The sequence below is a fragment of the Brachybacterium sp. SYSU DS0246 genome, assembly GCF_059391765.1.
In genome coordinates this window covers 12,531-35,435 of record NZ_JBZXYT010000012.1, presented here as the reverse complement: position 1 = coordinate 35,435, position 22,905 = coordinate 12,531, and the positions used below count along the sequence as shown (strand labels likewise).

At 71.8% G+C, this 22,905-nt stretch carries 20 protein-coding genes; 7 read left to right on the top strand and 13 right to left on the bottom strand.

Annotation, left to right across the window (positions count from 1 at the left end; all coding sequences use genetic code 11):
- Positions 1-65: 65 nt before the first annotated feature.
- The gene (locus AC5020_RS07670; RefSeq protein ID WP_464987821.1) at positions 66-401 is read right to left on the bottom strand and encodes a DUF3140 domain-containing protein; all 336 of its coding nucleotides are present in this window, start codon (positions 399-401) and stop codon (positions 66-68) included.
- Between the two features lie 231 nt (positions 402-632).
- Between AC5020_RS07670 and AC5020_RS07665 the strand changes: the two genes are divergently transcribed.
- Positions 633-1,070 (top strand): OsmC family peroxiredoxin, encoded by a 438-nt coding sequence (locus AC5020_RS07665; protein ID WP_377018763.1) that lies wholly within the window; start codon positions 633-635, stop codon positions 1,068-1,070.
- A 57-nt stretch (positions 1,071-1,127) separates the two neighbouring features.
- Here AC5020_RS07665 and AC5020_RS07660 read toward each other — a convergent pair whose 3' ends face one another.
- On the bottom strand, positions 1,128-1,706 hold the full coding sequence (locus AC5020_RS07660) for a YetF domain-containing protein (RefSeq protein WP_377018761.1): 579 nt from the start codon (positions 1,704-1,706) through the stop codon (positions 1,128-1,130).
- A gap of 93 nt (positions 1,707-1,799) precedes the next feature.
- Here AC5020_RS07660 and AC5020_RS07655 point away from each other — a divergent pair, with 93 nt between their 5' ends.
- The gene (locus AC5020_RS07655) at positions 1,800-2,360 is read left to right on the top strand and encodes an NADPH-dependent FMN reductase (protein WP_377018760.1); all 561 of its coding nucleotides are present in this window, start codon (positions 1,800-1,802) and stop codon (positions 2,358-2,360) included.
- A 22-nt stretch (positions 2,361-2,382) separates the two neighbouring features.
- Complete coding sequence (locus tag AC5020_RS07650) at positions 2,383-3,306, top strand: hypothetical protein (protein ID WP_464987820.1); 924 nt, start codon at positions 2,383-2,385, stop codon at positions 3,304-3,306.
- Between the two features lie 11 nt (positions 3,307-3,317).
- Here the strand turns inward: AC5020_RS07650 and AC5020_RS07645 are convergent, their stop codons facing one another.
- The 4 genes from AC5020_RS07645 to dnaB all read right to left on the bottom strand — a co-directional run bounded on the left by AC5020_RS07645 (position 3,318) and on the right by dnaB (position 7,421).
- Complete coding sequence (locus tag AC5020_RS07645; RefSeq protein ID WP_377792584.1) at positions 3,318-4,907, bottom strand: monocarboxylic acid transporter; 1,590 nt, start codon at positions 4,905-4,907, stop codon at positions 3,318-3,320.
- On the bottom strand, positions 4,904-5,275 hold the full coding sequence (locus tag AC5020_RS07640) for a DUF485 domain-containing protein (protein ID WP_464987818.1): 372 nt from the start codon (positions 5,273-5,275) through the stop codon (positions 4,904-4,906). Before AC5020_RS07640 ends, AC5020_RS07645 begins: the two co-directional genes overlap by 4 nt.
- Positions 5,276-5,398: 123 nt before the next feature.
- Positions 5,399-5,875 carry a DUF2867 domain-containing protein gene (locus AC5020_RS07635; RefSeq protein ID WP_464987817.1) on the bottom strand — a complete coding sequence of 159 codons (477 nt, stop codon included), beginning with the start codon at positions 5,873-5,875 and terminating at the stop codon, positions 5,399-5,401.
- A 169-nt stretch (positions 5,876-6,044) separates the two neighbouring features.
- Positions 6,045-7,421: a replicative DNA helicase gene (gene dnaB / locus AC5020_RS07630; protein WP_377018755.1), complete on the bottom strand. Its 1,377-nt coding sequence runs from the start codon at positions 7,419-7,421 to the stop codon at positions 6,045-6,047.
- Between the two features lie 153 nt (positions 7,422-7,574).
- Between dnaB and AC5020_RS07625 the strand changes: the two genes are divergently transcribed.
- Positions 7,575-7,955 (top strand): VOC family protein, encoded by a 381-nt coding sequence (locus AC5020_RS07625; RefSeq protein WP_464987816.1) that lies wholly within the window; start codon positions 7,575-7,577, stop codon positions 7,953-7,955.
- Positions 7,956-8,006: 51 nt separating this feature from the next.
- On the opposite strand, the gene AC5020_RS07620 is transcribed toward AC5020_RS07625, so the two are convergent.
- The 3 genes from AC5020_RS07620 to AC5020_RS07610 form a co-directional block, all read right to left on the bottom strand.
- A complete protein-coding gene (locus AC5020_RS07620; protein WP_377018753.1) occupies positions 8,007-8,516 on the bottom strand; it encodes a mycothiol transferase in 510 nt (169 codons plus the stop codon).
- Between the two features lie 109 nt (positions 8,517-8,625).
- The gene (locus tag AC5020_RS07615) at positions 8,626-8,949 is read right to left on the bottom strand and encodes a GNAT family N-acetyltransferase (protein WP_377018752.1); all 324 of its coding nucleotides are present in this window, start codon (positions 8,947-8,949) and stop codon (positions 8,626-8,628) included.
- Between the two features lie 386 nt (positions 8,950-9,335).
- Complete coding sequence (locus AC5020_RS07610; protein ID WP_464987815.1) at positions 9,336-11,237, bottom strand: ATP-binding protein; 1,902 nt, start codon at positions 11,235-11,237, stop codon at positions 9,336-9,338.
- 253 nt (positions 11,238-11,490) lie between these two features.
- On the opposite strand from AC5020_RS07610, the gene AC5020_RS07605 reads away from it, so the two are divergent.
- Complete coding sequence (locus AC5020_RS07605) at positions 11,491-12,684, top strand: hypothetical protein (protein ID WP_464987814.1); 1,194 nt, start codon at positions 11,491-11,493, stop codon at positions 12,682-12,684.
- Positions 12,674-14,533 (top strand): ABC transporter transmembrane domain-containing protein, encoded by a 1,860-nt coding sequence (locus AC5020_RS07600; protein ID WP_464987813.1) that lies wholly within the window; start codon positions 12,674-12,676, stop codon positions 14,531-14,533. Before AC5020_RS07605 ends, AC5020_RS07600 begins: the two co-directional genes overlap by 11 nt.
- 110 nt (positions 14,534-14,643) lie before the next feature.
- Here AC5020_RS07600 and AC5020_RS07595 read toward each other — a convergent pair whose 3' ends face one another.
- From AC5020_RS07595 to AC5020_RS07580, 4 genes are all read right to left on the bottom strand, one after another.
- Positions 14,644-15,249 carry a hypothetical protein gene (locus tag AC5020_RS07595; protein ID WP_464987812.1) on the bottom strand — a complete coding sequence of 202 codons (606 nt, stop codon included), beginning with the start codon at positions 15,247-15,249 and terminating at the stop codon, positions 14,644-14,646.
- A gap of 124 nt (positions 15,250-15,373) precedes the next feature.
- Positions 15,374-16,123, bottom strand: a complete 750-nt coding sequence (locus AC5020_RS07590; protein WP_464987811.1) for a response regulator transcription factor — start codon at positions 16,121-16,123, stop codon at positions 15,374-15,376.
- On the bottom strand, positions 16,120-17,706 hold the full coding sequence (locus tag AC5020_RS07585) for a sensor histidine kinase (RefSeq protein WP_464987810.1): 1,587 nt from the start codon (positions 17,704-17,706) through the stop codon (positions 16,120-16,122). Before AC5020_RS07585 ends, AC5020_RS07590 begins: the two co-directional genes overlap by 4 nt.
- Positions 17,707-17,800: 94 nt before the next feature.
- Positions 17,801-21,289, bottom strand: a complete 3,489-nt coding sequence (locus AC5020_RS07580; protein WP_464987809.1) for an efflux RND transporter permease subunit — start codon at positions 21,287-21,289, stop codon at positions 17,801-17,803.
- A gap of 229 nt (positions 21,290-21,518) precedes the next feature.
- Here AC5020_RS07580 and AC5020_RS07575 point away from each other — a divergent pair, with 229 nt between their 5' ends.
- Positions 21,519-22,901 (top strand): MATE family efflux transporter, encoded by a 1,383-nt coding sequence (locus AC5020_RS07575; RefSeq protein ID WP_464987808.1) that lies wholly within the window; start codon positions 21,519-21,521, stop codon positions 22,899-22,901.
- Positions 22,902-22,905 lie beyond the last annotated feature (4 nt).

Genomic DNA, 22,905 nt, shown 5'->3' with positions numbered 1-22,905 from the left:
CCTCCTCGGAGGGTGGTTCGTGGTGCAGGGGAAGGTGCGCTTCGGACGGGTCGGGGTTGGACGGGTCAGAGAGGCTTCAGCGGGTCGTGGCCGATCGACATCAGCCCGCGCCGCCAGCCGTCGTCGCCCGCGGTGGGTTCGGGATCCTCTCCGCGCTGGGTGCGGATGGTCGCGACGGTGCGTCGCATGATGTCCGCGTCCTCGCCGGTGAGGTCGGTGCGACGCTTGCCGAGCACGTCCAGCACGCCGCGCGAGAGCGGCCGGCCGGCCTGGTCGGGGAACGTCTCCGTGCTCTCGCCGGCGCCTTCCGTGGCGAGCCACTCGCGCAGCTCCGCGGAGGTCATGTTCACCAGGCTGTGGAACTCCTGCCACAGCTCCTCGTCGACGACGGATTCGGCCATGTCCGATCGCCTCCTCGTCTGCTCGCCCTGTGGTGCACACCACGGTCGTCCGCGCGGCAGGGAGCGTCAAGATCGACGGGCGAACCTCGACCGGGTGGTCCGCGACATCGTCGGCCGGATCGGGCCCCCCAGAGCCATCACCAGGACCATCGACGCGTCCGGCGGACGGCGCTAGCGTGGGCGATGCACGCCCTCACGCACGTGATGGCGACGTCTGATGGAGGAGAAGACATGCCGAACACGATCATCAGCACGGCGAGCACCACCTGGCAGGGGGACCTGCCCTCCGGCAACGGCACCACCACACTCGAGACCTCGCAGCTGGGCAGCTTCCCGGTGAACTGGAAGGCCCGCGCCGAGGAGAGCGGGCAGGGCACCACCTCGCCCGAGGAGCTCATCGGCGCCGCTCACGCGACCTGCTTCGCGATGGCGCTGACCAACGGCCTCGGCGAGAACGGGACCCCGCCCACCACGGTCGAGACCTCCGCGGCGGTCTCCTTCAACGTCGGCGAGGGCGGCATCCTCGGCATCGAGCTGACGGTCACCGCCGAGGTGCCCGGCCTCGAGGACGCCGACTTCCAGCGCCTCGCCGAGGACGCGAAGAAGAACTGTCCCGTCTCCCAGGCGCTCTCCGGCGTCGACATCACGCTGACCGCGAAGCTGGCCTGACCGCGATCCCGGCCTGACCGAGAACCCGGCCTGACCGAGACGCCGGCCGCAGCCCGCTCATCCCCCGGTCTCCTCATGCAGGAGGGATCGGGGGATGCTGTCGGCTCCGCGGACGTCCTGGACCAGACGCCGGTCGATGGACTCGCCGCGGCGCACGATCGTCAGGGCCCCGCGAGGCTCGAGAATCACCAGGTCCGCGTCCTGGACGCAGTGGAGACCTGCCCGGCGCAGCAGGGTCAGCAGCTGCTCCTCCTGGACGCCGAGATGCCGCAGCCGCCACGGCAGCACGTGGCCGTGGATCATCACCACGCTCGCCTGCGGGCCGTGCAGCGCGAAGGTGCGCGCCAGCCCGCTGCGCAGCCGCCCCAGGGTGAACTCGAGCAAGAGCAGGGTCGCGACCGCGACCAGGCCCCCGGCCAACGTCGGCGACTCCCCCAGCATGGCGCGGGCGAGCAGTGCGCCCAGCAGCGCCATCACCGAGAAGCTCAGCACCGAGGGGTTGGCCGTCAGCCGCTGGCCGCCGATCTGCAGGATCAGCGCATAGAGCACGTACAGCACGGCGGTGGAGATCAGCACACCGAGCAGTCCGGAGCCGGTGATGCCGACCTGGGTCCACAGCTGGTGAAGGAATTCCATCCCTCCAGTCTCTACCCGATGCCGCCCGCCGGGGCGGCATGGCACGATCTTCGTGAACGCGCCGCGGCGCCGCCACCCCACGAAGGAGACAGCATGAAGCTCGGCATCATCATCGGTTCGGTGCGCGATGGGCGAAAGGGCGGCCGGGTCGCCGAATGGCTCGCCCCGATCGCCCGCGACCGCGCGAGCGAAGCAGCCTTCGAGGTCATCGATCTCAAGGAGTTCGACCTGCCCATCCTCACGTCGGCCACGGTGCCGGGCGCCGCCAGGAAGCAGTACGAGGACGAGCGGGTCCAGCGCTGGTCCGCCGCGATCGACGACTGCGACGGCTTCGTCTTCGTCACTCCCGAGTACAACCACGGGGTCCCGGGCGCCTTCAAGAACGCCTTCGATTCGCTCGGCACCGAGTGGAGCGAGAAACCCGTCGCATTCGTGTCCTACGGCGCGGACAAAGGCATCCGCGCGGTCGAGCAGTGGCGCACGATCATCTCCAACTTCCACATGATCGACGTGCGCACGCAGCTGGCCCTCTCGGTCTTCACGGACTTCGGCGAGGACGGCACGTTCGCTCCCTCCGAGTCCGCCGCGAAGAAGGCCGGTGCCCTGGTCGATGACCTGGTCAAGGCCACTTCGCGAATCATCGCGACCCGCTGAGCGCCGAGCCCCGAGTCCCGCCATGCAGCCGATCCCGCGCTACTGGGCCACCGCCGACGAGGTCGTCACCTTCCCCGGCCGCGGGGAGTTCGCCCTCACGATCCGAGGCTCCTCCGACCTCTCGCAGGAGGACGCCCAGCGCGATGCCCGCGCCAGGCTCCAGCGGCTCGTGGCCGCCGGTGGGCCGGGGGCGCTTCGCGGCGATCTGGAGTACTACCCCGATCGCCGCCTGCCCGAGGAGCTGCTCGAGGAGGTCCGCTCCCCCGACGGCGAGCTGATCGCCGCCATCACCCGCAACCGGTACGGGGCCGCGGTGCTGAACACGGACGCCGTGCTGATCAGCGACGTCGATCTGACGACGGGCTCTGAGATGTCCTCCCGCCGGCGCGGCCGGGGCGGCCTCCTCTCGCGTCTGTTCGGTGGCGGCCGAGATGGGGCCGGCGCCGAGGAGGATCCCGACGCGTACGGCCTCCCGGACCCCGGGGCCCGCGGTGAGGAGCATGCTCGGATCCTGCAGGTGATCGCCGACTTCAGCGTCCGCCATCCCGAACTGGGGATGCGTACCTACCGCACCCGCAACGGCTTCCGCCTGCTGGTCACCGGCAGCGGCGCCGAGCCCGGCAGCGAGCGGGCCCGGCAGCTGATGAGTGAGCTCGGCAGCGACCGGCTGTACGTTCTCCTGTGCCGTGTCCACGACTCGTACCGGGCACGGCTGACGCCGAAGCCGTGGCGGATCACGGTGGACCGCCTGGAGTCGCTGTCGGCCCGGTCGCCGCAGGACCAGGAGTACCGGCGCTGGGTCGAGCGCTACGACGCCGCCTCCCGCGACTCGGCCGTGTGCCGGCTGCTGGAGACCGCAGGCCCTGCCCCGACCGCGCGGGAACAGCAGGTGATCGAGCTGCACGACCGGGCGGTGGGGGCGAGCTCCGGGCTGCGGCTGGCCTGAGTCCGCCAGGGTCAGTGCGTGACGGTGGCCTTCTCCGAGCCGGCGCCCGTCATGGAGCGCACCTCCATCTCGGCGTGCTTGAGGTCGTTGCGCTCCGAGGAGGTCACCGACCCGAGCCAGCCGAGGAAGAAGCCCAGCGGCACCGTGATGATCGCCGGGTTGGACAGCGGGAACCATGCGAAGTCCAGGCCGGGGATCATCGCCGTCTCGGATCCGGAGACCACCGGGGAGAACGTGATGAGGAACAGCGCGCTGAACAGGCCGCCGTAGATGCTCCACACCGAACCGCGCGTGTTGAAGCGCTTCCAGTACAGGGTGTAGAGGATCGAGGGCAGGTTGGCGCTGGCAGCCACGGCGAAGGCCAGCGAGACCAGGAATGCCACGTTCTGCTCGGCCGCGAGGATGCCGCCGACGATCGAGACGCCGCCGATCACGAGCGCCGTGCGCCGGGCGACGGTGACCTCCTTCTGGGGGTCGGCCTGGCCGCGCTTGATCACGCCGTTGTAGATGTCGTGCGCGAACGAGGCGGAGGCGGTGATCGTCAGGCCCGCCACCACCGCGAGGATGGTCGCGAAGGCCACCGCGGAGATGATGCCCATCAGGGCGGTCCCGCCGACGGCATAGGCGAGCGCCGGGGCCGCGGAATTCGAGCCGCCCGGCAATGCGTCGATCGTGTCCACGCCCACCATGTAGGCGGCCCCGAACCCGAGCACCAGGGTGCACAGGTAGAAGAAGCCGATCAGGGCGATCGCCCAGACCACCGAGCGCCTGGCCTCCTTCGCGGTGGGCACCGTGTAGAAGCGCATCAGCACGTGCGGCAGTCCGGCGGCACCGAACACGAGCGCGATCGCGAGGGAGACGAAGCCCAGCTTGGTGGCGCCGGAGGTGCCGTACTGCAGCATCGGATCGAGGATCGCCTGCCCCTCCGGGTGGTTCTGGACGGCCTGTCCGAGCAGGGCGGAAAGGTTGAAGCCGTTCAGCGCCAGGATCCACACGGTGGTGACGCCGACGGCGGTGATCAGCAGGACGGCCTTGATGATCTGCACCCAGGTGGTGCCCTTCATGCCACCGATCAGCACGTAGGCGATCATCACGACGCCGACGACGGCGATCACCAGCGACTGACCCACGCGGCCCTCGATGCCGATCAGCAGGGACACCAGGGCCCCGGCGCCGGCCATCTGCGCGAGCAGGTAGAAGAACGTGATCGCCAGGGTGGAGGTGGCGGCGGCGGTGCGCACCGGCCGTTTCTGCATCCGGAAGCTCAGCACGTCGGCCATCGTGTACTTGCCGGTGTTGCGCAGCGGCTCCGCCACCAGCAGCAGCGCCACCAGCCAGGCGACGAGGAAGCCGACCGAATAGAGCAGACCGTCGTACCCGTAGAGGGCGACGGCCCCGACGATGCCGAGGAACGAGGCGGCCGAGAGGTAGTCACCGGCGATGGCGATGCCGTTCTGGCGACCGGAGAAGGCGCGGCCGCCGTGGTAGAAGTCCCCGGCCGATGTGGTCGTCTTCGAGACCCGCACCACCACGACCAGGGTGATGATGACGAAGGCGAGGAAGATCGAGATGTTCAGGATCGGATTGCCCATGTCGTTCATTCGGTGCCCTCCAGCTCGCCACGGATCCTGCTGGAGATCGGATCCAGCGACGTGTTGGCGTGGCGGATGTACGCCCACGTGATGAGGAAGGTCATCAGGAACTGGCTGAACCCGAAGATCGTGCCGAGGTTCAGGTATCCGACCACCTGGATCGACATGAATCCCGTGGCGTAGGTCGACAGCAGCACGTAGCTCAGGTACCAGACGAGGAAGGCGATCGTCATCGGGATGGCGAAGCCGCGGAAGCTGCGGCGCAGCTGCCCGAACTCCTCGGACTCCTGGACGGCGAGGAACTGCTCGGCAGTGGGGGTGAGGGGCTCGTCGGGATCCGGCACAGGGCCGGGAGTTCCCTGGGGAGAGGAGGTCACAGGCACAACTCCTTCGTTCTGCGGTGATGCCAGGCCGGTGCGAGCAGCACCGGACTCAGGCTGACCGTAGCACCTGTGATGGCCACCACAATAGGAACCTGGGATCTGGTCGGCCCGCGGCCCCTACGGAGACGACAGCTTCTCCTGCGCGTCGCGGAGCAGCCCGGGCGCGAGACGGCCGTGGGCCATGGACAGGGGCCTCCACACCACAGGCCCGGCGCGGCCGGTGTAGTCCATCACCGTGGTGAGCGTGACGTGCAGGGCGTGGGTCCGCACCAGGAGATGGCAGGTGAGGAAGGGCGAATGCGCCTCGAGACGGATCGTCTCGTGATTCCGCTCGGCGACGACGAACCCGGCGACTACATCCGGCGACGGCCCCGGTTCCAGCCGCAGACGCAGGAGGCCCCGGAAGATGACTCGCTCCCCGGTATCGGGGATGTCCCCGAACATCGCCCGTGCCCAGGACTCGGCGCTCGCGCGCGGCGGGACGTCCAGCTCGAGAGCGAACTCGTCGGCGTATCCGGGCGCAGCGACCGGCACCGCGGCCAAGGAGGCCCGCGGGACTTCGTGCACTCCGACCGCGGCGGTGACGGCGCCCATACGGCCACCGTATCCCCACGACCGCCGTCAGCGCGCCTCGAATCGAGGTCGCTGCTGAGAATCCGCGGCACGCGTGCCCGTTCCACGGTTCTGTGTCAGCGCAGAGACGTTTCCGGGGACCGGGACGCCTGAACCCGGCACGGCGCCTCAGCCGCTCCGGCGCGGCGCCTCAGCCGCTGAAGCCGCCGGTGCCGGCCATGTCCTTGAACCGCGAGTAGTGGCCTTCGAAGGCGACCGGGATCGTCTTGGTGGCACCGTTACGGTGCTTGGCGAGGATGAGATCGGCCTCGCCGGCGCGAGCGGACTCCTTCTCGTAGTAGTCCTCACGGTGGATCAGCACGATGAGGTCCGCGTCCTGCTCGATCGAGCCGGATTCTCGCAGATCGCTCATCATCGGGGTCTTGTCCTGGCGCTGCTCGCTGCCACGGTTCAGCTGCGAGATCGCGATCACGGGCACCTCGATCTCCTTGGCCAGCAGCTTCAGGGCACGAGAGAACTCCGAGACCTCCTGCTGACGGGACTCGACCTTCTTGCCCGAGCTCATCAGCTGCAGGTAGTCGATGACCACCAGACCCAGGTCGTGCTTCTGCTTGAGCCGGCGGCACTTCGCACGGATCTCCATCAGGGACATGTTCGCGCTGTCATCCATGAACAGCGGGGCGTCGGCGATGCGGCTCATGGCGCGGGCCATGGCCTGCCAGTCGCGGTCGTCCATCGAGCCGTCGCGCATGCGGTTCATCGGTACCTGCGACTCGGCCGAGAGCAGGCGCATCGTGATCTCGGTCTTGTCCATCTCCAGCGAGAAGATCACCGAGGCCTTGCCGTTGTGGATGGAGGCGGAGCGCAGCACGTCCATGCCCAGCGTCGTCTTACCCATCGCGGGACGGCCGGCGAAGATGATCATCTGCCCGCCGTGCAGGCCCTGGGTGAGCTCGTCGAACTCCGCGAACCCGGTGGGGATGCCGGTGACCTGACCACCGCGATTCTGGGTGGCCTCGATCGTGTTCAGGGTCTCGTCGATCACCTCGCCCAGCGGCACGAAGTCCTCGCTCTGACCGCGCTCGGTGACGGCGTAGACCTGGGCCTGGGCCTCGTTGATGACCTCGTCGACCTCGCCGCCGTCGGCCGCGTAGCCGAGCTGGACGATGCGGGTGCCGGCCTCCACCAGGCGGCGCAGGGTGCCGCGCTCGACGACGATCTCGGCATAGAAGCCCGCGTTGGCGGCGGTGGGGACCATGTCGATGAGGTCGGCGAGATAGGCGCCGCCGCCCACGCGCTGCAGCTCGCCGCGCTTGGAGAGCTCGTCGGAGACGGTGACCAGGTCGGCGGGCTCGCCGCGGCCGTACAGGTCGATGATCGCCTCGAAGATCATCTCGTGCGCAGGGCGGTAGAAGTCACTGCCGCGGACGGTCTCCACGACGTCGGCGATCGCGTCCTTGGACAGCATCATCCCGCCGAGAACGCCGCGCTCGGCAGCGAGGTCCTGGGGCGGGGTGCGCTCCAGGCCGCGGTCCGGTCCTGCTTCATAAGCCTCAGTGGATGTCACCGAGCCAGTGTAGGAACACCGGCGGACGCCGGGCGACGTGACATCGATCGGGGTGTGGATTCACATGCGGTGTGGAGGAACGGGGCAGGCCCGGGTCCGGCCGTCAGCCTGTTGGCCGGCTGGTCCGTCGGGCCCGGCGCCTACGGTGATGCCATGCCTGATGCCATCGCTCCGCTCGCGTCCATCTCGATCGACTGTCCCCGGCCCGACGACCTGGTCCCGTTCTACTGCGCGCTGCTGGGGCTCGAGGAGGCCTTCGCGACCCCGGGCCGCGAAGTCGTCTCCCTGGCGGGGGCGGGCCCGATGCTCACGCTGATGACGGCCGACGAGTTCACGGCCCCGCAGTGGCCGGAGGGTCCGCAGCGGGCACAGATGCACCTGGACCTGGCCGCGGAGGATCTCGAGGCCGCGGTCACCGCCGCCACGGAGATCGGCGCCCGCGAGGCCGATGCGCAGCCGGAGCCGTCGGCCTGGCGGGTGATGCTCGATCCTGTCGGACACCCGTTCTGCCTGAGCGCCGTGCGGCCGGACTGAGGCGACCCGGACTCCGGCCGCAGCCCGTGCCGCCACCGGAGAGTCTCGGGATCAGGCCTTCTCGGGAACCCCGACGACGTACGCCGCCTGGCCGACGTGCTGGGCGGCGTCATCGACGATGCTCACCAACCTCGCGCCACGCGTGACCGGCGGGTCCCAGCTGTCGTCGATGACCTCGCCCAGCGCGTCCTCGTCGAGGGTGTCGAGGTAGGCCAGCAGCGCCTCCGTCACGGCGGAGAGGTATTCCAGCAGCGGGCCGGGCTCCTCGGCGGTCACGGCGCGGGCCTGCTCGGCCGAGTCCCCGTAGCCGACCCGGGACCCTTCCTCCCCGAAGCCGGTGAGCTCTGCGAAGTCCTCGGAGACCCACAGCTCCTGGTGGTCGGCCAGATCCGCGAGCTGCGCATCGATCTCGCGGCCCGCGTGCCAGAGCAACCAGGCGACGGAGTTCGGATGCCCGCCCACATGGGCATTGAGCGTCTCGGCGTCGAGCTTGTCGCGCAGAGCCTCGGCGGCATCGAGGGGGCGGGACGCTGCGTCACGAAGGATGTCGATTCCATTCATGCGCCCGACGCTACGCCGCAGCGCGGACTCGGTCGAGGGCCGGCCGCGAGGCCCGACCTGACGGTCATCTCCGCGCGCTCCGGCCCGCGCATCGCCGACCTCGCGCGGGTCACTCGTGCACGACGCCGCCGGCCTGCTCCGGGTGGCGCTGCAGCCAGCTCTCGATGAACGGGCAGATCACGACCACCGCCAGCGATTCGGATCGCGCCTCCGCCAGGACGGTGCGCACCAGCACCGACGCGACTCCCTCCCCGCGATGCTCGGGATCGGTGACGGTGTGGACGAGCTCGATCCGCCGGCGGGTTCGCTCATACAGGAGGATGCCGACGGTCGCGCCGTTCCGGACCGCCTCGTAGCGGCGGGAGGCAGCGTTGTGCCGTACGCGGATGTGCTCGTCCGGGCCATGCGTGTGCTCATCGATGTCTACGCTCATCGCCCCGCGCCCCTTCCGGCCGATACCTCCACGGTACGTCAGCGGACGGGTCAGCAGCAGCGCCGGATCCGCCTGTTGCGCCACCCGCAGCGATGCAGGACCCTTGGGGCCGCCCGCAGCAGTACCCTGCCCGACGCGCCACCCGCAGCAGTGCCGCACCTGCCTGGCCACCCGCAGCAGTCCCCCTGCCTGGCGCGTGGCACGAACATGTAGCTGAGCGGACCGTGCCCTCCTCTCACAGGGGTCTGGAGCCGCTCAGCTACACCTTTTTGCCAACAGCTCCGCGCCGGCGCTGGCTTGCCAACAGCTCCGCGCCGGCGCTGGCTTGCCAACGGTCCTGCGCTGGCGCCGGGGACGCCGGACCCAGGTGCCGGGCACCGTCGCGGTCAGGCGTCGCCGAGGCGCTCGAGCAGGGCGTCGACGCGGGCGACGTCGTCGGCCATCTCCAGGTGGGCCCAGCCGTCGCGGGCTCGCTTCGCCGCCCGCCGGGCCCGGTCGTGGATGCCGCGATCGGCGAGCATCTCGGCGTGCCGGTCATCGACATAGGCCGCCCAGTACCGGGCACGGGCGTCGTGACCGGCGGGCATCTCGTCGATGACCTGCATCGCCTCGCGACGGCGACGTTCGTACTCGGCCGCATCGGCAGCGCTGGGCGTGCCGGTGGCCCGGGCGGAATCCGCAGCTCCGGGGGCGTCGGCGGCCCGGGCGGAATCCGCAGCTCCGGCGACGGGCGCGGCACCGGCGGCATCTCCAGCGTCAGCGGCACGGGCGGCCTCCTCGCGGGCCAGGGCGGTGCCGACCGCGATGAAGCGGCCCACCCGGGCGTCGACCCGGTGGTCCCACAGCAGCTCGGGGGGCAGCAGGGGCCGGCCACCCTCGGGGCGGGCACGGCGCTCGATCGCCCCGGCCACCTCGTCGGCCACAGCGGTCCGTCCCAGATCCAGAGCACGCCGCAGCACGAGCGCGTGCGCCTCGAGCTCGGTCCTGATCATCCTCGCGCGCTCGGCACGCGGGGTCGCGAGGTCGTCGGCCAGCCAGCGCGCCTCGGAGGCCACGCGGCGCAGCTCCTGGAGGGCTGCGGCGTGGTCGCCGGTGCGCTCGTGGATGCTCGCAGCCAGCCGTGCGGCCTCCAGCGCGCGGCGGTGATCGCGCTGCTGGTCGGCGATGCGCCGGGCCTGCTCGAGGGGCACCCACGCGGCCTCGTATCGCTCGGCCGCGATGCGCTGGGCCGCGACGGCGAGCAGCGGGCCGGTGCGCAGGGCGTCCCGCTGCAGGGAGCGCTGGAGGGAGGCGAGACGGCCGGCGGTGAAGGAGGCCTGGGCGGTGGCGCCGGCGGCCATCAGGGCCCGCAGCAGGTCGGTGATCAAGCCGATCCGCAAGGGCGGATCCTCGACCTCGTGGAGGGTCTCCAGGGCGTCCAGGGCGTGACGGGCCGCGTGCAGAGGGTGCTCGATGCCCAGGGTGCGGGCCAGCACGGCGTGGGCGGAGGTGGCGATGCGCGCGGGGTCGGGGAGGGGCCCTCCGGCCTCGGCGGCCTCCTGGTCGAGCACCTCGAGCACGTCGAGTGCGTGGGTGGTGGCGCCGGCGGGATCGCCGACGGCTTCGAGGGCCTGGGCCATGCGCAGGCGCAGCTCCTTGTCGGGATCGCCCATGACCTTCTCGCGGACGGCGGGCAGGGCCTTCAGCGCCGCCCGGAGCCGGGTGACCGCGCGCCGCGGATCGGCCGCGCCGCGGGCCTCGTCGGCCCCGGGAAGAGAGGTCTGCTCGAGGCCACGGACCACGGCCAGCAGCTCCGGGGGCGGCTCGGCTCGCTGCCCGCGCCGCCGGCCCCTCGCGGCGGAGCCGGCCCCGTCCACGGCGGCCTTGGTGGCCGCGGCGGAGCGGCTGCGCACCGGGCCGCGCTCCAGCAGCACGGCCACGGTCGCCTGCGCCTGCTCGGCGAAGCCCGAGCGATGCAGCACGGAGACCATGTCCGCCGCGTCGCGATCCACCGCATCCGCATCGCCCATCAGCACGGCGCCGCGGAGGGCAGCGCGCAGCAGCGCCAGCCGGTCCCCGGGCTCCGCCGGCGCGGTGCGGAACTCCTCGGCGAGCGCGCGGGCGTCCCGGTAGCGCTCGGCGTGCACGAGATCACCCACCCGGTGCGCGGCTTCGAGCACGCTGCGCGGGAAGGGCAGGGGCAGTTCCGGGGGTCGCAGGGCGACCCTCAATTCCTCCATGCCGGGCGGACCTGCCTGGTCGCGACGGCCACCCGGTTCCGGGACGGTGGCGGCGCCGGAGATGATCACAGAGGGAACCTACCAATCCTCCGCTGAGAGGTCCCGAGCCCGCCCCGCCGCCCCGCGGACTCGTCGCCGGACCGCCCGGGTATGGCCCACAGGCGGCTCTCCGCCCCAGTAACACGCTGTGACCAGGGGAGATTCGTCTGAGAGTCCTCTCATCGGCGGCTCATCACCGGCTCATCCCCTCCCGATTCACTGCATCCCATCGCCCGCGGCTCTGCGCGGTCCGATCCAGAAGGCAGCATCCCGAGGAGTTCCCATGACGATCCTGAACCAGGCCCCCGCGACAGCCCCCGCCACCACGACCTCCCCGGCCGACGCAGTCCTCTCCGCCGGGCCGGCGCGCAGCACGGACACGGCCGAGACGCCGCGGGCCCGGATCGAGCGCGCCAAGCACGCGTTCTCCACGCGGAGCGTCGGGGCGTTCCTGCGCCGCGCCGCGGACGTCGACCTGATCACCGCGGACCACACCCCGCGCGCAGGCGAGATCGTCCTGGCCCGCGTCACCTCCATCGGCCACCACAAGCGGCTCGAGGGCCCGACCTCCCGCCGCCAGGTCCTGTTCGTGGGCGACGAGATCGTGGTCGCCTACGGCAGCCGCTACGCCGCCGATCAGTTCCTCGCGACGGTCCCGGCCGACCTCGGCCCCGCTCACCTCGCGGCCGCCGGGGGACTCGCCTCGCGCGTGCTCGAGCAGCACGCCGGCGTCGGCTCCCCCACCGAGATCGAGCCCATCGGGGTCCTGCGCGATGAGCACGGTCCCCTCACCCTGTCTCGGGCCGCCGCGCATCGGATCGCGCCCGGGGTGGCCTCCCGTACCGATCGCCCCGCCCATCACGCGCCGGTGATCGCGGTGCTGGGGACGTCCATGAACTCCGGCAAGTCCACCGTGCTCGCCCAGCTCGCCCACGGTCTCGCCGCAGCCGGTCTGCGCGTCGCCGCCGGCAAGGCGACGGGCACAGGCGCCGGCAACGACTACAACCTCTTCCTCGACGCCGGCGCCCATCGGGTCCTGGACTTCACCGACTTCGGCTACGCCTCGACGTTCCAGCTCGGGGCCGACGAGGTGCGGGACCTGTTCCTGTCCATGGCCGACGAGCTCGCCGGTGGCGGTGCGGCGCCGGACGTGGTCCTGCTGGAGATCGCCGACGGGCTCTACCAGGGCGAGACCGCCCGCCTGCTGGGCGATGCGGAGTTCTGCCGGGTGGTGGACGAGGTGGTCTTCTCCGCGGGCGATGCGCTCGGCGCGGTCGGAGGGGTGACGGCGCTGGCCACGCTCGGCCACGTCCCGAGCTTCGTCTCGGGGGTCCTGACCAGCTCCCCGCTGGCCACGGCCGAGTCCCGCCGGGCGCTCGAGATCCCCGTCGTGCCGACCTTCGACCTGGCCGATGCCGGTATCGCCCGCGGGCTGGTCGCCGAACTGCTCGGAAAGCACGGCGCCGATGCTGCGTGAGCGCCGGCGGGCATGGCGTGAGAGCGGGCGGGCATCGCGTGAGCCGGCCGAGCCGGCATGGCGTGAGAGCGGGCCGGCATCGCGTGAGCGGGAGCCGGCCGGGCCGGCATCCCGTCAGCGCAATGGGCGCGAGCGGGAACCCCGTGAGGACGCCGACGGACTGCTGCGGAACCCGCCGCCGCTGCCTCCGCTGCTGCGGGGCGTGCGACGCCGCTGGCTGAGCGTCCTGGTGCTGCTGGGCCTCGGTCAGGCCGGGCTCGCGGCCCTGTCGGCGTGGGCGCTGGTCAAGCTCCAGGAGGCTCCGACGGGAGCCTCCCCGCTGCTGCTGCGGGCGCTGGTCCTGCTGGTCCTCGCCGCCCTCGCGGTCGGCGCGCTGAAGGTGCACGAGCGGGTGGTGGCCGAGAAGCTGGGTCAGGACTACGTCCATCAGCTGCGGCTGCACCTGCTCGGCGACGCCCTCACTCCCGGGCACGCGACCTCCCTGGGCGTGACCGTCGCCCGCACCACCAATGATCTCTCCGGGGTGCGCAACTGGGTCTCCCAGGGCATCGCCCCGCTCACGGTGGCGGTGCCGCTGATCGGCGGCAGCCTCGTCACCCTCGCCGTGCTCCACCCCGCGCTCGCCCTCGCGATGGCCGCTCCGTTGCTGGTGCTCGGCCTGTGCCTGGTGTTCTGGGCGCGCACCGCGCTGGTCAAGACGCGCCGGATGCGGCGCACCCGCGGCCGGCTCGCCTCCCGGATCGCCGACACGGTGACAGCGTCCGACGGGATCCTCGCCTCGGGCGGGACCCGCCGCGAGCTGCGCAACCTCCGGGACGCCTCGGGCCGCCTGGTCGAGATCGCGGTGGATCGCGCCGAGACGGTGGGGACCATCCGCGCCGGAGGGATCGTCGCCTCGACCCTGACCGCGCTGCTGGTGGCCGCCACCGGCGCCTTCCTGGGTCTCGCCCCCGGGGTCACGATGGCGGCCATGGCCGTGGCCGGGATCGCCTCGACCCCCGTTCTCGAGATCGGGCGGATCGTGGAGTACCGCCAGACCTACCGGGCCGCGCGAATGGTGCTCGGGCCCGCCCTGGCCGGCGCGGCGGCCCGCCGTGAACAGGCCTCGGCACGTCGCCGGGCCGGTGCGGAGGCCGCCCCGCCGGTGATGCCACCGGCCGGGCAGGGAGCCGAGCGCCTCGTCCACCTCGAGCTGCCGGGCCTGACGGAGCCCGGTGATGCGCTGCGGGCGTGGACCGGCGATCGGGTGCGGCTGGTCAGTGAGGACCCTGCGGCCCCGCGCGAATTCGTGCGACGGCTGCTCGAGCTCTCCCCCGGCCCGGAGGGTGCCGCTCCCGATGCGACGTGGGTGGCCGGTGAGAACCTGCGGGCTCTGCGCTCCAAGCGGGTGCGGATGCTCGTCGGCTACGCAGGTGCCGGCGCTGTCTTCGAGCCGGGCACGGTGGCACGGGCACTGCATTACCGCCGCCCCGACCTGGACGCGGCCCACGACCAGGAGATCCTGGACCTCGTCGGCCTGGACGTCTCCGCACTGCCCGATGGCGCGCGCACCCGTCTGCGACGCGGCGGCGAACCGCTGGGGCGCGGCGACCGCGCCCGGCTCGCCCTGGCCCGTGCCCTGTACGGGACGCCGCCGCTGCTGATCGTCGACGCCCTCGAGGGCGATCTGGATGACGACGGGCGCAGGATGCTGGAGCGGGTGCTGACCGGGTATCCCGGCATGGTCCTGCTGACCGGATCCGATGACCTCGCCCGTCGGCTCGAGGCACGCGAATACCGGCTGCGCTCGCTCACGGCCGCCGAGCGCGGCACCACCGCCGGCGTCGGGACGGACAGCGAGGACGAGTAGCGCCGAGACCGGTCGAGATCGGTCAGTCCTCCAGGCGGGACCGGTCAGTCGCCCGGGCGAGATCAGTCAGTCGCCCCAGGGGACGCGGTCAGTCGTCCAGGCGGGCGCGGTCAGTCGTCCTCGTCGTCCTCATCGTCGTCGTCCCCCTCATCGTCGTCGCCGTCGTCATCATCGTCGTCGTCGGCGTCGGCGCTGCGGGTGGACGTATCGTCCTCGCACTCCCAGCCCCCGTCGTCCCACTCGCAGGTGTCGGAGGGGCGCTGCGTCGTGCCCGTGGAGCCCCCGTCCTCGCTGCTCGATGTGCCGCCGGCACCACTGGACCCGCTGGAGCTGCTGGAACCGCTGGAGCTGCCCTGCCCGGAGCCGTCGGACTCGGGGGTTGCGGAGGGTTCCGGGGCCGGCTTCGGCGAGGGAGCCGGCTCGAGGGAGACCCCGTCGCCGGCGGAGGAGGCCTCCGAGCCCGAGGACCCGGCTCCGGCCTCGGCCTCCGGGATCTCCACGGCCCCCTCCCCCGCGCTGTCGCCGGCCTGCGAGGACTCCGGCACGTCACCGGGCAGGCCACCGGAGGATCCGCCCCCGTCGGAGGCGGCGGCGTCCTCCTCCACGACGATGCCCGGACGGTCCACCCCCGTCTGCTCCACGGCGGGCAGCGCGGCGAGGCCGACCGCCGCGAGCGCGACAGCCAGGATGATTGCGGCGGTACGGAGAGCCTTCACGTCTTTCATGGTCCCCACCTGCGATGAAACGGGCGTGAACTCGTCATGAGAGGCCTCTCATGTGCTGGCCGCGCCCGAGGCATCACGGGCCGGGGTGCGCGTGGCCGGCTCGTCAGGCGGGGCCTCACGCGCGCGGGTCCACGAGTTTGTACCCGGCGCCGCGGACGGTCACGAAGCGACGTGCGCCCAGCTTGCCGCGGAGGTATCCGACGTACACGTCGACCACGTTCGAGGCGCCGTCGTAGTCGTAGCCCCAGACCCTCGACAGCAGCAGGTCGCGGGTGAGCACCTGACGGGGATTCTCGAGGAACACCCGTGCCATCGTGAACTCCCGCGAGGACAGCTCGACCGAGCGCTCCGGACCGGCCGCGCCGCCGGACTCCTCGGCCCGGTCGGCAGGCGCGCCCTCGCCGTCCCCGTCGGCCGGCTCGTCGCGGAACGTGGCGACCCGCGTGCGCAGGTCCAGACGCAGGTCCCCGAGCTCGAGCACATCGCTGCCGGCCGCGCCGGCGCCCGCCGCCTCGCGCGCACGCAGCTTCACCCTGGCCAGCAGCTCCTCGAAGCGGAAGGGTTTGGCGATGTAGTCGTTGGCGCCGGCCTCGAGCCCCTGGACCGTGTCCTCGACCCCGGTGCGAGCGGTGACCATGAGGATGGGAAGGTCCACCTCCATCTCCCGCAGCGCCCTGAGCACCTGGAAGCCGTCCATCCGCGGCAGTCCCACATCGAGGATCAGCAGGTCGAAGTCGCCGCTGGAGGCGAGGTCCAGTGCGCTGATGCCGTCCTCGACCACGCTCGAGGCGTACCCGTTGGCCTTGAGCCCGCGCTCGACGAATCGTGCGATCCGTGCTTCGTCCTCGGCGATCAGGATCCTCATCGGCGGCCTGCTCCCTTCGTCTGCGGCGCCTGCGTGCCCGTGCCCGCGCCTGTGCCCGTCGGCCCAGTATCCCCGGGCTCGGCCTCCCCCGGCCCGCCCGGTCCGCTCCCCGCCGGCCGCGCATGCTGCGGGATCACGATGGTGAACGTGGAGCCACGGCCGGGCTGCGAGGACAGGCGAACGTCCCCGCCGTGTCCCTGCGCGATCGCCTGCACGATGGGCAGGCCCAGGCCGGTGCCCGAGCCGCGGTCGTTGTCGACCCGAGCGAACCGCTCGAAGATCCGCTGCTGGTCCTGCTCGGCGATGCCGACGCCCTCGTCCTGCATGCTGAGGTGGATCTCCGGGCCGTCCGGTCCCAGCACCCGGTCCACCGCGAACCGCACCCTGCTGCCCTCCTCGCTGTAGCGCGCGGCATTGGCGGCGAGCTGGACGACGGCCTGCGTCAGGCGCTGCTCGTCGGCGTCGGCCGTGACGTCCGCGGCCCGGTCCAGCACCCAGTCGCGGTCGGCGATGTGCTCCATCCGTGCGAGCGCGGAGCGGGCGAAGGCGGCCAGGTCCACGGGCCGGGTGCGCACGTAGTCGGGACGGGTCGAGGCCGCCAGCTCCGAGAGGTCCCCGACGACGCGTCCCATGCGGTCGAGCTCGTCCATGGCGATCTCGTGGGCCTCGCGCACGTCGGCGGGGTCCTCGGCGTCGGCCGTCTCCAGGGTCCCGTGCACGATCGTCAGCGGGGTGCGCAGCTCGTGGCCGACGTCGCTCATGAAGCGCCGCTGCTCGGCGAACCCCGCCTGGATCCGTTCGAGCATCCGGTTGAAGTTGCGGGCCAGAGCGGCGATGTCGTCCTGTCCCTCGGGGACGGGGACCCGGCGGCCGAGGTCGTCGACCGTGATCTCCTCCGTCGCAGCGCGCAGCGTCTCCAGCGGTCTGAGCAGTCGCCCCGTGACGAGGTAGCCGACTGCGCCGGCCACGATCAGCGTCACCACGGACAGCGCCGAGAAGGTGGCCACGGACCTCCACAGCTCCTGCTTCTGGGCGCCGATGTCATTGGCGACGACGAAGATCCCCTCCGAGTCGTCCCCCGCCACCTGTACGGAGGCCACCAGGGCCTTCACCTCGCGTCCGTCGACGTCCAGACTGGTGGAGACCGTACGGCCCGGCTCGTGCACGGCCAGGATGTCCTCCAGCACCGTCGGCGACTCGGCGGGCCCTTCTGCGACCAGGTCGAAATCCTGTGCCTGCGGCTTGTACAGCGGTTCGCCGTTGATCACGGCCAGCACCGATTCGTTGTCCGAGGGCGCCGCGGACTCCGTGGCGGCGTTCAGCACGCTGTCCACGGAGGTGTGGAGGTGGGAGCCGTCGTCCTCGGTGGCGTTCGCGATCAGATCCAGCTCGCGCAGCTCCTGCTCCAGCTCGGCCTCCACGCGGTCCTCGAGCACACCGAACTGGGACGCATAGGTGAGCAGGCCGGTGACGGCGAGCCCCACCACCATGAAGGCGAGCACCACGGACAGCACGCGGGTGCGCACCGACCACCCGCCCGTCGCGGCACCGGCGAGCGACTCGCGCAGGCTCTGCAGGGGCATGGTCGCATCGTAGGGGACGGGCTGCGCCGGGGACCGGCAGCGGTCGGCGCAGGCCCGTCAGCCGCGAAGCGGCCGGTGCCGCGTCACGAGCCGGTCAGTCACGCCCGCGACGGCGTCGGATGATCCCGACGATGCCGCCGCGCTCCTTGAGCGAGCGCCGCGTGCCCCGGTGGCCGCTGCCCTCGCTCGGCGCGACGCCCTCCCGTGCGGTGGAGCGCTCCCCCGCGGCGGGGTCCTCTCCCGACGCGGGCGCCGGCGCCGGGGACCCGGCGGGGTTGACGGAGCGGCTGCTGCGGGTGCGCCGCTCCTCGCTGCGCCGGGTCTCCTCCTGCTCGGCCGCGGCCCGATCGCGGGCCTCGCGGTGGCGGGCCTCGCGCAGCTCGGCCAGTCGAGCCTCCTCGCGGAGCCGGCGCCGCTCCCCCGGGCCCTCGGCGATCCGGTAGAGCACCGGGACGATGACCAGCGTCAGCAGGGTCGAGGAGACGAGGCCGCCGATCACGACCACGGCCAGCGGCTGCGCGATGAACCCGCCGTTGCCGGTGATGCCCAGCGCCATCGGGATCAGCGCGAAGATCGTCGCCGCCGCGGTCATCAGGATCGGCCGCAGCCTCTTGCCGGCCCCGCGATGCAGCGCCTCCTCCAGGCTCATGCCCTGCCGGCGGTACTGGTTGACCAGATCGATCAGCACGATCGCGTTGGTGACCACGATGCCCACGAGCATCAGCAGGCCGATCATCGAGGGCAGGCCCAGCGGGACCTGGGTGATGATCAGCAGCCCGAGGGCGCCGGTGGCGGCGAAGGGGATCGAGACCAGCAGGATCAGCGGCTGGACGAGGGACTTGAAGATCCACACCAGCAGCACGTACACCAGCAGGATCGCGGCGAGCATGGCGATGCCGAGCTGGCCGAAGGTCTCGTTGATGTCCTCGGCGGTGCCGCCGACGGTCGCGTCGACGCCGTCGGGCAGGTCGGCGTCCTCGATCGCGGCGTTGGCCGCGTCGGTCGCCGGACCAACGTCCTCACCCTCGGGCGTGACGGAGACCGTGACGGTCTCCAGTCCGTCCTGGGTGGCGATCTGGGGGCGGGACTGCTCCTCCTCGACCGAGGCAATGTCGGTCAGCGGGATCCCCCCGGCCAGTTCGAGGCCGCGGAGCTCGTCCAGGGTGTCCACGCTCTCGCCGCGCTCGACGTAGATGTCCAGCTCGTCGTCGTCCAGGGTGATGGTGCCGATGGCCCCGGGGTACATCTGTGCCGCGACCATGCCGATCACGGTGTCCTCGGTCAGCCCCAACCGGCCGGCGGCCTCCCGATCGACGGTGACCACCGCGGTGGGCTGATCGGCCTGCAGGTCGCTGGTGACCTCCTCGACGCCGTCGGGAACCGGGTCGAGCTCGGCGAGGATCGCGTCGTTCGCGTCCTGGCGGGCCTCGGAGGTGGGGCCGGTGATCAGGATGTCGATCGAGCTGGAGCCGGTGGGGGAGGCGACGTCGGCCGCTTCGACGGTGCCGGAGTCCGGGAGGTCCTCCAGGGCGGCGACCATGTCCTCCTGGACGGCGGCCTGGTCGGCGTCGGTCTCGGTGGTGATCGAGTAGCTGATCTCGTTCTCGGCGCCGCCGCCCCCGAAGCCGGTCGAGCCGCCGCCGATGGTGGTCTGGACCGTCTCGACACCGTCGACCTCGAGCAGCGCCTCTTCCGCCTCGGAGGCCTTCTCGGAGGACTGCTGCAGGCTGGTCCCCGGGGGCAGGGTCTGGGTGAGGGAGGCGATGTTCTGCCCGGTGTCCCCCAGGAAGTTGACGTTGACCAGCGGGATCAGGAACACGGTGGCGACCAGCACGGCGACGGAGGCGGCGAGCGTGAGCAGCCGGCGCAGCAGCGAGTCGAGGGTGATGTGGAGGATGCGGTCGTACAGGCGGTGCAGCCAGCCGCGCTCCTCGCGGGCCTCGGACTCCTGGCGGATTCGGGCAGCCTCGGCGGCGTCGGCAGGATCGAGGTCCTCGTGGCCCTTCGGGGAGCGCAGGAACCAGTAGGCCAGAACCGGCACGATGGTCAGCGCCACCAGCAGGGAGCTGAGCATGGCGATGCCGACGGTCAGCGCGAAGGGCCGGAACAGCTCACCGGCCAGGCCGGAGACGACCGCGATCGGCAGGAACACCACCACCGTCGCCAGGGTGGAGGCGGTGATCGCGCCGGCGACCTCCCCGGTCGCATCGAGGATGGCGCGCATCTTGGCCTTGCCGTAGGCGAGGTGACGGGTGATGTTCTCGATCACCACGATCGAGTCGTCGACCACGCGGCCGATGGAGATGGTCAGCGCCGCCAGGGTCAGCATATTCAGCGTGTACCCGGTCACCAGCATGCCGATGAAGGCGATCAGCAGCGAGGTGGGGATGGAGATGGCGGTGACGACCGTCGGCCGCACCCGCCGCAGGAACAGCAGGATCACGCCGACGGCGAAGATCAGCCCCAGCAGGCCCTCCTCGGCGAGCGCCACGATCGATTCCTCGATGAACGGCGCCTGATCGAAGACGACGTCGCTCTCGGCGTTGCCGCCCACGTCCGGCAGGGTGTCCGCCAGCACGCCCTCGACGTCCTCGGAGATGTCCACGACGTTGCCGTCTGTGGTGGCGGTGACCATCACGACCAGCGACTCGCGGCCGTTGGTGCGGGAGATCGAGGTGGCCTCCTCGGTGGTGCGCTCGACGGTGGCGACCTCCGAGAGGGTGACCGGTTCCTGCGGCTGGGCCTGGGCGTCCTGGCCCGGCAGTGCCTCCTCGCCCGGCTGAGAGTCCTCACCGGCCTGCCCCGGCTCTGCTTCCTGGCCCTCGCCCTGCTGGCCGTCGCCGGCCGGGAGCAGTTCGATGGTCTCGAGACTCTCGATGCTGTCCAGGGACTGGCCCAGGACCACGTCGAGGCTGCGGTTCTCATCGGTGACGGTGCCGCCCGGCACGGACAGGCCGTGCTCGTCCAGGGCGGTCGCGATGTCGTTCTCGGTGAGCCCGTTGTCGGCCAGGGCCGCCTCGTCCGGGCTGATCCGCACGATCTCCTCGGGCGCGCCGATCACGGCGACCGAGGAGACACCCTGGACCCGCTCGAGCTCCTCCGTCACGGAGGCGTCCAGCCGGGTGGCGAGCTCCGTCGGCTCCAGATCGGAGGAGACGGAGACGACGACGGCCGGCAGGTCGCTGGTGCCGCCGGAGATGACCTGGGGGTCGGCGTCCTCGGGCAGCTGGTCCTCGATGCGGGTCAGGGCCGCGTCGACCTGGTTGGTCGAGCGCGCGACGTCCGTGCCGTAGGTCAGCTCGACCGTGACCATCGAGGTGCCGGCCTGCGAGGTCGACGAGGTCGATTCGACGTTCTCCAGCCCGCTGAGGGCCTGCTCGACAGGGCGGCTGATGCGCTCCTGGACCTGCTCCGAGGACGAGCCCGGTGCGGGAGTGACCACCTGGATCTGCGGGAGCGCGACGGAGGGGATGAGCTCCTGACGCATCGTCGTCATCGCGAAGGCACCGATGATCGACACGGCGATGCAGACCAGGGCGATGAAGGAGCGGTTGTTCAGGCTCAGACGGGCGAGGCGGTTCATCGTGCTCCTCGAGCGGTGCGATGCGTGCGGCGGCGAAGCGGCACGGCAGGTCCCGCGCCCGGAGGAATCGGCGGCGGGCCCTCCACGCCGAACTGTTCCATACGAATCTGTATCGGTGTATCCGACGTCCGTAGGAGAATCCAGGTCCGTCGGTCGGCCGCCCCGCAGCCCCTGTTCTCCTTTCCGGGGCGATTTTCCGGGCCGTGCGCCCTGGGAGGACAATGGGACCGTGCCCGACCCCGCATCTCCTGGTTCCACCTCCCCCGCTGCCACCGGTCCGGCCTCGAAGGCCGCCGCCCGCCGCGTCGTCGACCGCGACATCCTAAGGCTGGCCGTGCCCAGCCTCGGCGCGCTGATCGCCGAGCCGCTGTTCCTGCTGGTGGACTCCGCGTTCATCGGCCGGGTCGGCACCGTCTCACTCGCCGGCCTGGGCCTGGCCTCCGCGGTGCTGACCACGGTGATCGGGCTCTCGGTGTTCCTGGCCTACTCGACCACGGCGTCGGTGGCGCGGGCGTTCGGGGCCGGCCGCACCCGCGAAGCGATCGCGCGCGGCGTCGACGCCTGCTGGCTGGCGCTGATGATCGGGGCGGGTGCGCTGATCCTGCTCGCCGTCGGCGGCCGCTGGATCCTGGCCCTGTTCGGGCCCTCGCCCGAAGTGCTCGACGAGGCGACGACGTATCTGCGCCTGAGCGCGTTCGGGGTGCCGGCGATGCTCGCCGTGCAGTCCGCGACCGGGCTCCTGCGCGGCCTGCAGGACGCGAAGCTGCCGCTGATCGTCGCCGTCTCGGGCGCGGTGGTGAACATCCCGTTGAACTGGACGTTGATCTTCGCCCTGGATCTGGGGATCGCGGGCAGCGCCCTCGGGACGGTCATCGCGCAGTGGGGCATGGCCGGGGTGCTGCTGGTGCTGGTGTCCCGCGCCGCGCGTCGCCACGGTGCACCCCTGCGGCCGCACCTCGGGCAGGTCGCCTCGGCCGGCCGCGAGTCGGTGCCGATGTTCGTGCGCACCGTCTCGCTGCGCGTGGTGCTGCTGGCCGGGACGCTCGTGGCCACCCAGCTCGGAGCCGTGCAGCTGGCCGCCCACCAGATCGCCCTGACCGTGTTCAACCTGCTCGCCCTCGCCCTCGACGCCCTCGCGATCGCGGGCCAGGCGCTGACGGGGAGGTTCCTCGGCGCGGCCGATGCCGCCTCCGTGCGCGCGGTGACCCGCCGGCTGATGGTGTGGGGCGTCGGCGGGGGCGTGGCCACCGGGATACTGCTGCTGGGGGCCAGCTACGTGATCCCAGGTCTGTTCACCCCCGACGTCGCGGTGCAGGAGAACCTGCGCGCGGCCTTGTGGATCCTCATGATCGCCCAGCCCGTGGCGGGCTACGTGTTCGTGCTGGACGGGGTGCTGATGGGCGCGGGAGATGCTCCCTACCTGGCCAAGGCCGGCGTCCTCAACGCGGCCGTCACCCTGCCTTTCGCAGCGCTGGTCTACTACTCCGACTGGCACGGGGCGTGGGCCCTGGCCGCGCTCTGGGTGGCGTGCACGCTGATCTTCATGATCGCCCGCGCGGTGACTCTCGGAGTGCGCGTGCGCAACGACGCCTGGATGCGGCTGGGCGGGTGAGCGG

Excerpts from the sequence above, each read along its gene's own strand:
- AC5020_RS07655 (WP_377018760.1), top strand. The coding sequence starts at position 1,800 with ATGAAGCTCGGCATCATCATCGGTTCGGTGCGCGATGGGCGAAAGGGC.
- AC5020_RS07670 (WP_464987821.1), bottom strand. The coding sequence starts at position 401 with ATGGCCGAATCCGTCGTCGACGAGGAGCTGTGGCAGGAGTTCCACAGC.
- AC5020_RS07660 (WP_377018761.1), bottom strand. The coding sequence starts at position 1,706 with ATGGAATTCCTTCACCAGCTGTGGACCCAGGTCGGCATCACCGGCTCC.
- AC5020_RS07620 (WP_377018753.1), bottom strand. The coding sequence starts at position 8,516 with ATGAATGGAATCGACATCCTTCGTGACGCAGCGTCCCGCCCCCTCGAT.
- AC5020_RS07625 (WP_464987816.1), top strand. The coding sequence starts at position 7,575 with ATGCCTGATGCCATCGCTCCGCTCGCGTCCATCTCGATCGACTGTCCC.
- AC5020_RS07590 (WP_464987811.1), bottom strand. The coding sequence starts at position 16,123 with ATGAGGATCCTGATCGCCGAGGACGAAGCACGGATCGCACGATTCGTC.
- AC5020_RS07585 (WP_464987810.1), bottom strand. The coding sequence starts at position 17,706 with ATGCCCCTGCAGAGCCTGCGCGAGTCGCTCGCCGGTGCCGCGACGGGC.
- AC5020_RS07635 (WP_464987817.1), bottom strand. The coding sequence starts at position 5,875 with ATGGGCGCCGTCACCGCCGCGGTCGGAGTGCACGAAGTCCCGCGGGCC.
- AC5020_RS07645 (WP_377792584.1), bottom strand. The coding sequence starts at position 4,907 with ATGAACGACATGGGCAATCCGATCCTGAACATCTCGATCTTCCTCGCC.
- AC5020_RS07580 (WP_464987809.1), bottom strand. The coding sequence starts at position 21,289 with ATGAACCGCCTCGCCCGTCTGAGCCTGAACAACCGCTCCTTCATCGCC.
- AC5020_RS07600 (WP_464987813.1), top strand. The coding sequence starts at position 12,674 with ATGCTGCGTGAGCGCCGGCGGGCATGGCGTGAGAGCGGGCGGGCATCG.
- AC5020_RS07615 (WP_377018752.1), bottom strand. The coding sequence starts at position 8,949 with ATGAGCGTAGACATCGATGAGCACACGCATGGCCCGGACGAGCACATC.
- AC5020_RS07650 (WP_464987820.1), top strand. The coding sequence starts at position 2,383 with ATGCAGCCGATCCCGCGCTACTGGGCCACCGCCGACGAGGTCGTCACC.
- AC5020_RS07605 (WP_464987814.1), top strand. The coding sequence starts at position 11,491 with ATGACGATCCTGAACCAGGCCCCCGCGACAGCCCCCGCCACCACGACC.
- AC5020_RS07665 (WP_377018763.1), top strand. The coding sequence starts at position 633 with ATGCCGAACACGATCATCAGCACGGCGAGCACCACCTGGCAGGGGGAC.